The sequence below is a fragment of the Microbacterium sp. 69-10 genome (genome assembly GCF_001897945.1).
In the GTDB taxonomy this organism is placed as follows: Bacteria; Actinomycetota; Actinomycetes; order Actinomycetales; family Microbacteriaceae; genus Microbacterium.
This window is the reverse complement of record NZ_MKRT01000023.1, coordinates 63,766-71,249: the sequence shown is the minus strand read 5'-3', so window position 1 is coordinate 71,249 and position 7,484 is coordinate 63,766. Positions and strand designations below refer to the sequence as shown.

The 7,484-nt window shown below is 67.5% G+C and carries 10 protein-coding genes (1 of these 10 running past the window's edge); 2 read left to right on the top strand and 8 right to left on the bottom strand.

Going from position 1 to position 7,484, the window contains the following annotated elements; translation table 11 throughout:
- A partial coding sequence (locus BGN97_RS10505) for a rhodanese-like domain-containing protein (protein ID WP_292701052.1) occupies positions 1–386 on the top strand: 386 nt, incomplete at its 5' end.
- 48 nt (positions 387–434) lie between these two features.
- Positions 435–851, top strand: a complete 417-nt coding sequence (locus BGN97_RS10500; RefSeq protein ID WP_292701048.1) for a PLD nuclease N-terminal domain-containing protein — start codon at positions 435–437, stop codon at positions 849–851.
- Here the strand turns inward: BGN97_RS10500 and BGN97_RS10495 are convergent.
- The 8 genes from BGN97_RS10495 to BGN97_RS10460 form a co-directional block, all read right to left on the bottom strand.
- The gene (locus BGN97_RS10495; protein ID WP_292701045.1) at positions 834–1,793 is read right to left on the bottom strand and encodes a DUF1731 domain-containing protein; all 960 of its coding nucleotides are present in this window, start codon (positions 1,791–1,793) and stop codon (positions 834–836) included. The two genes, BGN97_RS10500 and BGN97_RS10495, sit on opposite strands and share 18 nt — an antisense overlap.
- A gap of 99 nt (positions 1,794–1,892) precedes the next feature.
- Positions 1,893–2,513 (bottom strand): DUF4166 domain-containing protein, encoded by a 621-nt coding sequence (locus BGN97_RS10490; RefSeq protein WP_292701042.1) that lies wholly within the window; start codon positions 2,511–2,513, stop codon positions 1,893–1,895.
- Positions 2,514–2,545: 32 nt separating this feature from the next.
- The gene (locus BGN97_RS10485) at positions 2,546–3,454 is read right to left on the bottom strand and encodes an NYN domain-containing protein (RefSeq protein ID WP_292701039.1); all 909 of its coding nucleotides are present in this window, start codon (positions 3,452–3,454) and stop codon (positions 2,546–2,548) included.
- Positions 3,455–3,456: 2 nt separating this feature from the next.
- The gene (locus tag BGN97_RS10480) at positions 3,457–4,467 is read right to left on the bottom strand and encodes a Gfo/Idh/MocA family oxidoreductase (RefSeq protein ID WP_292701036.1); all 1,011 of its coding nucleotides are present in this window, start codon (positions 4,465–4,467) and stop codon (positions 3,457–3,459) included.
- 26 nt (positions 4,468–4,493) lie between these two features.
- Positions 4,494–5,429: an alcohol dehydrogenase catalytic domain-containing protein gene (locus tag BGN97_RS10475; protein ID WP_292701033.1), complete on the bottom strand. Its 936-nt coding sequence runs from the start codon at positions 5,427–5,429 to the stop codon at positions 4,494–4,496.
- The gene (locus tag BGN97_RS10470; protein WP_292701030.1) at positions 5,426–6,202 is read right to left on the bottom strand and encodes a carbohydrate ABC transporter permease; all 777 of its coding nucleotides are present in this window, start codon (positions 6,200–6,202) and stop codon (positions 5,426–5,428) included. Before BGN97_RS10470 ends, BGN97_RS10475 begins: the two co-directional genes overlap by 4 nt.
- Positions 6,203–6,318: 116 nt before the next feature.
- Positions 6,319–7,221: a sugar ABC transporter permease gene (locus tag BGN97_RS10465; protein WP_292701027.1), complete on the bottom strand. Its 903-nt coding sequence runs from the start codon at positions 7,219–7,221 to the stop codon at positions 6,319–6,321.
- A 48-nt stretch (positions 7,222–7,269) separates the two neighbouring features.
- Positions 7,270–7,484 carry the 3' end of an extracellular solute-binding protein gene (locus BGN97_RS10460; RefSeq protein WP_292701024.1) on the bottom strand. It continues 1,162 nt past the right edge of the window, so 215 of the gene's 1,377 nt are visible here — the last part of the coding sequence; the start codon falls outside the window, past its right edge; it ends in the stop codon at positions 7,270–7,272.

Below are 7,484 nucleotides of genomic sequence, written 5' to 3'. Positions count from 1 at the left end.
CCGCGGGGACGATCGACACCGAGGGTGCCGCGGCCTGGCCGCAGACGGGTGTGCTGCTGGATGCCCGTGCGGGCGAGCGCTATCGAGGGGAGACCGAACCCCTCGATCCGATCCCCGGACACATCCCGGGCGCGCGCAACCTGCCGATCACGCGGATGCTGACCGAGGACAGCCGCTTCCGGCCGGCATCCGAGATCGCGGCGGCGTTCGACGAGGCGGGCGCCGACGGCAGCATACCGATCGCGGCATACTGCGGCTCGGGGATCACCGCTGCGCAGCTGGCGCTGGCCGGTGAGCTCGCCGGCCGCGAGGTGACGGTGTATCCGGGATCATGGAGCGCATGGTCGAACACGCCCGGGCTTCCCGTCGCCACGGGCGAGGAGTGACCGGCCGGGGTCGCCCGGTGGCGATGCCGCGTCGGCTACTCTGAGCGCATGGGTTACCTGGTCTCGCTGCTCGTCCTGGCGCTGATGGTGTTCGCGCTGGTGGACATCATCCGGCGCGACGACTTCCAGGTGAAGTACATGCCGAAGTTCGTCTGGCTGCTGCTGGTGATCCTGCTGCCGTTCGTCGGCAGCGTGCTGTGGTTCGGCATCGGGCGGGAGTATCCCGAGGGCGGCATCCGTCTGCAGCGGCCCGCTCGCGATCGCACCGCTTACCCGCCGCAGCCGACCGCTCCCGCGGTTCCCGTCGACACGCGCACCACCGAGCAGCAGCTCGCCGATCTCGAGCGCGAGATCGAGGAGGAGCGGCTGCGCGCCGAGATCGCCAAGCGCAAGCGCGAGCGCGAGCGCCCCTCGTCCGACTCGGGTCCGTCAGGATCAGAGGCCGGTTCAGGTCCCGAGGCCTGACGCGCGCAGCGCCTCGTCCAGGTCCGGATGCCGGAACGCGTAGCCGGCGGTCGTGAGCCTGCCCGGCAGCACCCACCGGCTCTTCAGGATCAGCTCCGTCTCGGTGCGGATGCCGAAGGCGCCGATCTCCAGCATCCACCTCGGCGTGGGCGGGCCGAAGCGCACGCCGAGCGCACGCCTGACCGCCGCCATGAACGCCCGGTTGTCGACCGGGTGGGGAGTGGCAGCGTTGACCGGCCCGTCGAGCTCCGGATGCTGCTCCAGGAAGTCGATGATGCCCGTGACGTCATCGACGTGAATCCAGCTGAACCGCTGCCGTCCGCCGCGGGCGCCCGGGAAGTGCGCGGTGCCTGCGGCGCGGCGGGCGCGGGTCACGGGCCACCGGCCGTCGAGCTGGGTGCCGCCCAGTCCCATCCTGGCGAGCGCGCGGAGCGGGCCGAGCACGCCGCCGTCGCCCAGCACGATGGCCGTGCGCAGCGCCACTCGCCGCGTGGCGGGCAGATCGTCGGCGAACAGGGCCTTCTCCCAGGACTTCGCGACCTCGACGGAGAATCCGGTGCCGAGCTCGCCGTCGACCTCCGTCTGCGGACGGTCCTCGGCATGCCGGTAGATCGTCGCGGTGGACGAGTTGACCCACAGCCGCGGGGGAGCGGCGGCCCTGCCGATCGAGGTGGAGAGCGCTGCGGTCGTGTCCAGACGGGAGGAGAGGATCAGGGCACGGTTCGCGGGCGTGTACCGGCAACTGACGCTCTTGCCCGCCAGTCCCACGACGAGGCTCGCGCCATCCACGGCGGCGTCGATGCCCGCCTGATCCGCCCAGCCGAGATCCGCACCCGTGCGCGAGATCGTCACGACCTCGCGCCCCTCGGCGCGGTACTTCCGCTCCAGGTGCCGGCCGATGAACCCCGTCGACCCGCCGATCACCACACGTCCGTCGCCCATGGTCCCGCCCTTCAGATGCGTCCCTTCTTCAGAGTACGGCAGAAATGAACATGTTCAAAAAAGGAGTTGCGGAGAGACGGCCGACGTCCGCGTCGTCGTTCAGCCGCCCTCGGGCTCGACGCGGTACTCGAAGGTGCCCTCGTACTCGTAGAGCCGTCCGAGCACCGGCATGTCGACGGTGAGCGCGACCCGCTGGCGGCCCGCCTGCTTCTCGGCGCTCTCCCGCAGCCGCACGACCGGCGCGATCAGGCGCGGCAGCGTGACGCGCATCCGGCCGATCCTGAGGCCGATGGCCCTGCTGCGCAGCGCGAGGGCGTCGCCGTCGACCGACACGTCGAACGCGACCGCCAGGGTGCTCGGCTCGCCGAGCTGGTCCAGCACCCGGCCGTGCGGCCGTGCGCCCACGGCATCCTTCATGGTCCAGTCTCCGTCGGGCAGATGCAGGGTGCGGATGCCGATGGCCTTGCCTGCGACGGTGCGATTGCGCACCGTGAAGGGGACGTCCCGATGCCAGCCGGCGTGCACGACGCCGTGCCGCTGCAGCATCCGCAGCACCGGCCACAGCCAGCGCCGCGGGGTGCCGACGCGCTCGAAGACGCCCTCGCCGATCCCCACCTGCCCGCGCGGGATCGCCGAGAAGTAGGCGGCCAGCGCCGGATGCAGGCGGGTGCGCTGCTCGCCCAGCGCCCGCAGATACGGGGACTGGGGCACGTGATCCATGCTTCGAGAGTAGCGCCCGGTGCTGACCCGACTCACCGCTCGCGCAGGCGCACCAGCCGCTCGTGCCCGCTCTCCTCGAGCTCCGCTATGTCGTCGCGCGAACGCAGGAAGTCGTTGAACGAGCGGAAGCCGAGCGCCTTCTCGCTGAACGACGGGTCCATGCGGCGCATCTGCGTCTTCACCGCCGAGGCGTGCAGCCATTCGTCGGCATCGGCCTTGTCGTGGCCGAGCTGCAGGGCGCGCTCCAGCAGCAGCGTCGCCTCGCCCTGCTCGTCGGGCTTGGCAGCGGCCTTCGAGCGACGCGTGGTCGCCGGCTTCTGGTCGGCCTTCGCCTTGGCATCCTTCGCCTGGCCGGCAGGCGCGGCATCCTTCTTCGGCCGCACCACACCGGGCAGCGAGTCGTAGGTGGCGAACTCGTCGCAGGCCGCGGCGAGCGACTTCGCCGTGGATCCGGCGACCCCCACCCCGATCACGTAGCGGCCGAGCCGCTTGCAGCGCTGTGCGAGCGGCACGTAGTCGCTGTCGCCGGCGACCACCACGACGTGCGTGAGATCGGGCAGCCGGAACATGTCCTCGACGGCATCCACGGCCAGGCGGATGTCGGCGCCGTTCTTCGCGTACGCCGCAGCGGGGAACAGCTGCACCAGGTCGACCGCGCGGGCCACCAACTGCGAGCGGTACTCGGCGTTCACCGGCGACGACCAGTCGGCGTAGGCGCGGGTGAGCACCAGCGTGCCGAACGAGGACGCGTAGTCGATGATCGCGCCGACCTCGATCATCGCCTGCTTGAGCCGCTCGGCCACCTCGGCGTCGTGCGGGTCGTCGGTGATCTTCTGGCGGTCCTTGCCGTAGGCGTTGCGGCCGTGCACCCGGTCGTACCAGGAGATCACGATGTTGTCGAAGTCGAGGTAGACCGCGACACGTCCGGTCGTCTCCGCCATGGTCAGTGGGCCTCTCCGCCCGGACGCGCGTCGTCGACGTCCGGATAGACGATGCCGACCTGGCGGCGGATCTCGTCGAGCGTGCCCATGATCGCGACGGACTCGGCGATCGGGAGCAGATCGCCGTTCAGGTTCCCCTCGGCGATCAGACGCTCCGCTGCGAGTGCCTCGTATTGCATACCGTTGCTCTTCACGTCGGACTTGTACTCCTCGATCACAGTTCCGTCAGCCGCGATCACCCGGAAGGAGGTGGGCGAGTACCACACCCGATCGATGTCGATCCGGGCCTTGGTCCCGATGACTGTGGCAGTGTTCGGACCGGCAGCTCGAGAGGATGACAGGCTCGTTGAGATCGCCCCGCCAGCGTGTCTCATGACCGTTGCAACCTCGGCGTCGGCCCCGGTCGGGAGCAGACGGGCGGATGCCTGGATGCTCGTCGGCTCTCCCAGCACATCCCAGATGAACGAGATCGGATAGATTCCCAGATCCAGTAGTGCGCCACCACCGAGCTCCAGGGCGTTCAGACGATGCGCCGGGTCGGTGGGCAGGCTCTGCGTGTGGTCGGCCATCACCGCGCGGATCTCTCCGAGCGTGCCCTCTGCGATGATCTGACGGATGCGCACCATGTGCGGCAGATAGCGGGTCCACATAGCCTCCATCACGAGCAGCCCCTTCTCTGCCGCGAGACGTCGCAGGTCCTCGGCCTGCGCTTGCGTGAGAGTGAACGCCTTCTCGACGAGCACGTGCTTGCCGTATTCCAGCGCGAGACGCGCATTGGCATGATGCATGGGATGAGGTGTGGAGACATACACGATGTCGACGTCGGGATCAGCGACCAGCGCCTCGTACGATGCATGAGCACGGGGAATGTCGAGACGCCTGGCGAAGGAGTCGGCAGCGTCCTGTGTCCGAGAACCGACCGCGACGATCTGACGATCCACAGCGCGGAGTGCGGTCGCGAAGGTCGTAGCGATGCCACTGGCGGCGAGAAGTCCCCATCGGAGTGCGGTCATGCCCTCCAGCGTATCGACCCTGCGGCTCATTGAAAGGTGAGGACGGCCTTCACCGGCGCTCGATCCGCAGGTGTCATTGCCAGCGCAAGTGCGGCGTCCGAGAGACCGAAGTACGCGTCGACGAACTCTGATGGCACGATGCCTCCTTGTGCCGCAGAGCGCTGTGCGCGGTCGATCCAGCGCATCATCCGCTCCGCGGACCGATGATGAAGGCTCAGCACCGACATCGCACGGAAGTTCCACCGTTCCATCGGGACGGTGCGCATGCCATTCTCCGATTGGTGGTAGCCGAGGATGCCGAGCGTGCCACCGATCGCGACGAGATCTCCGGCGAGAGCAAGCCCTCCCGCGCTGCCGGTCGCCTCGATCACGATCGCCGTTCCGGATGGATACTCGGACAGGACGGAGTCCGGATGCAGCGCACGCACCGCCCCGGCGCCCAACGCAACTGCGCGGCGTGCTTCGATCGGCTCCACGACCGTGACCGCATGCCCCAGCAATGCCAGGTGGCGTACTGCCAGCAGGCCCATGAACCCCGCCCCGACCAGAACGATCTCTGAGCAGTCGGCGAGCGGTAGCATCTCGATCGCCCCGATGACGCAGGCGACGGGTTCGGCAAGAGCCGCGTCGAGCGTCGAACACCCGGGATCCAGTACGACGATGCGATCATGAGGGACGTCGACGTGCGTGGCGTACGCATCGGTCGCGTACGCCACGACACGCGTTCCCGCGTCGAGGCCGGGAATGCGTGATTCCACGACGACCCCTGAAGCCTCGTGGCCGATGTGTGCTGGACCGGTGATCGTGCCCGAGGCGATCGCTGCGATGTCCGAGTGGCAGATCCCAGCGTGACTCAGTTTGACCCGGGCGTGTCCTGCGGAGACCTCCGTCAAGAGCTCGGTGACGATGTCGATCCCGTTTCGAGACACGACTACAGCGCGGCGGTGGGCAGCGTCGTTCATCCCTTCACACCGCCTGACGTCACTCCCTGAATGAAGCTGCGCTGAAGGAACACATAGACCACGAGAGCGGGTATCGACATGATGACCGCTGCTGCGGCGAGCCCACGCAGGTCCGATACATGCTCTCCGAGGAACAGACCGATGCCCGCAGGTGCGGTCTGGAGGTCAGGGCTCCCCGCGAGCACGAGCGCGAGCAGGAACTCGTTCCAACTCCACATGAAGAACAGCACCAGGAGCGTCACGATGGCAGGCATGACCGAGGGCACGAGCACACGCCACAGCGTGGTCCAGGAGCCCGCCCCGTCGATTCGGGCTGCCTCGATGAGCGTGCGCGAGTCCTCCCCGAACGCGGCGCGCATCCAGAACATCCCGAAGCTGAGGAACAGCGCGATCTCGGGAACGATCAGGGTGAAGGGCGACCCGGTCAGCCCAAGCGAATTGAGATCGTAGTACAAGGGCACAATCGGTGCTTCGTAGGGCAGCAGCAGTCCGAGCAGGAACAGCAGGAACAGCACGCCGCTTCCTCGGAATCGCATCGTGGCGAATGCATACCCGCCGAGGATCGAGATGAACGCCGCGATCGGAACCACGAAGACTGCCACGATGACGCTGTTCTTCATCAGCACCGAGAAGTTCGCGATATCCCACGCACGCGCATAGTTGCTGAAGTCGAGCGACTCGGGCAGGGCGAGGCCGCGGACCACCTGGGTGTCGGGATACAGCGAGATGAGGAAGATGCTCAGCAAAGGCAGCAGCGTGAAGAGCGAGAACAAGCCAAGGATGACATGCGAGGTGACGCGGGCACCGAGAGGGGCCCTTCGTCCGCCGCCACCATCGGACCTCCTGCGCCTGTCGATGCTGCCTCGCGTGGTACGTTCCTGGACCTGTGTCATGGCTCTCTCCTGAACCGCTCGATCGCGAAGGCGACGAGCACGATGACAAGCGTCAACGTCACGCCGAGGGACGCCGCGGACCCGATCTCGCCGCGGTTGAAGGCACGGGCGAAGATCTCATACCCGGGGACGGATGTGCTCGTGCCAGGACCGCCCTTCGTCATGAGATAGACGAGGTCGAAGGACTTGAGCGCCGCCGTCACCGTGAGCGTCAGGGCGACCGCCACCTCGGCCCGCAGCCCGGGCAGCGTCACGTAGCGGAACTCGTGCCATGCGCTTGCCCCGTCGAGCTGCGCTGCCTCGTACAGCGCGGGATCGATCTTCTGCACGCCGGCGAGGAAAAGCACCATGCACAGCCCGATCTGACGCCAGGTGCCGGTGAGGCCCACAGCGGGAAGAGCCCACTCGAAGCTGCCGAGCCATGCTGTCGTCACGTCGTTCCCGAACAAAGAGAGGAGCTGGTTGAGGATCCCGGTCGAGGCGAACACCCACTGCCATGCGATCGCCACGACGACCATCGAGATCGCCTGCGGGACGAAGAGCACGGCGCGGTACACGGTCATCCCTCGCACACTCCAGCGCGCGAGGACGGACGTGATGAGAAGGCCAAGAGCGATCGGGAGGAGCGCATAGAAGAAGATCAGCACTGCTGCATGCAAGAACAGCGATCTCAGCACCGGATCGGTCAGGATCTCGATGTAATTCTCGACGCCGATGAAGTTCGGCGGGGTGACTCCATTCCAATCGGTGAAGGACACCTGCAGGGTGCGTCCCAGCGGATACAGCACGAAGGCGCCCACCAGAAGGAGGCCGGGGAGGAGATACAGATAGGGGACGTGCCGGGGCCCCGCAAGCGAGGCCCCGGCACTCCGGGCGGGCCGGGTGGCGAGCGCACTCATCGTGTGCCTGCCTTCGCCTGGCTCCGGTGTGGTTCTCGTGAGATCACGTCACTTCTTCCCGTAGTACTTGTCCCAATTGCCCTGGATGACCTCTGCGGTCTGCGCGGGTTTCGTCTGGCCTCCGAGCAGCGATTGCAGGGCGGGGAACATCGCATCGCCCATCGACGGAGTCGCAGAGTCGAGATAGCCGACCAGGCCGTCACTGGTGTTCATCGCGTTCCAGGCGGCAAGCACGTCCTTGGCGACCGGACTGGAACCCTCGG

Coding starts and splice junctions, on each gene's coding strand:
- BGN97_RS10480 (WP_292701036.1), bottom strand. CDS start 4,467: ATGACCGCACTCCGATGGGGACTTCTCGCCGCCAGTGGCATCGCTACG.
- BGN97_RS10500 (WP_292701048.1), top strand. CDS start 435: ATGGGTTACCTGGTCTCGCTGCTCGTCCTGGCGCTGATGGTGTTCGCG.
- BGN97_RS10465 (WP_292701027.1), bottom strand. CDS start 7,221: ATGAGTGCGCTCGCCACCCGGCCCGCCCGGAGTGCCGGGGCCTCGCTT.
- BGN97_RS10490 (WP_292701042.1), bottom strand. CDS start 2,513: ATGGATCACGTGCCCCAGTCCCCGTATCTGCGGGCGCTGGGCGAGCAG.
- BGN97_RS10485 (WP_292701039.1), bottom strand. CDS start 3,454: ATGGCGGAGACGACCGGACGTGTCGCGGTCTACCTCGACTTCGACAAC.
- BGN97_RS10495 (WP_292701045.1), bottom strand. CDS start 1,793: ATGGGCGACGGACGTGTGGTGATCGGCGGGTCGACGGGGTTCATCGGC.
- BGN97_RS10475 (WP_292701033.1), bottom strand. CDS start 5,429: ATGAACGACGCTGCCCACCGCCGCGCTGTAGTCGTGTCTCGAAACGGG.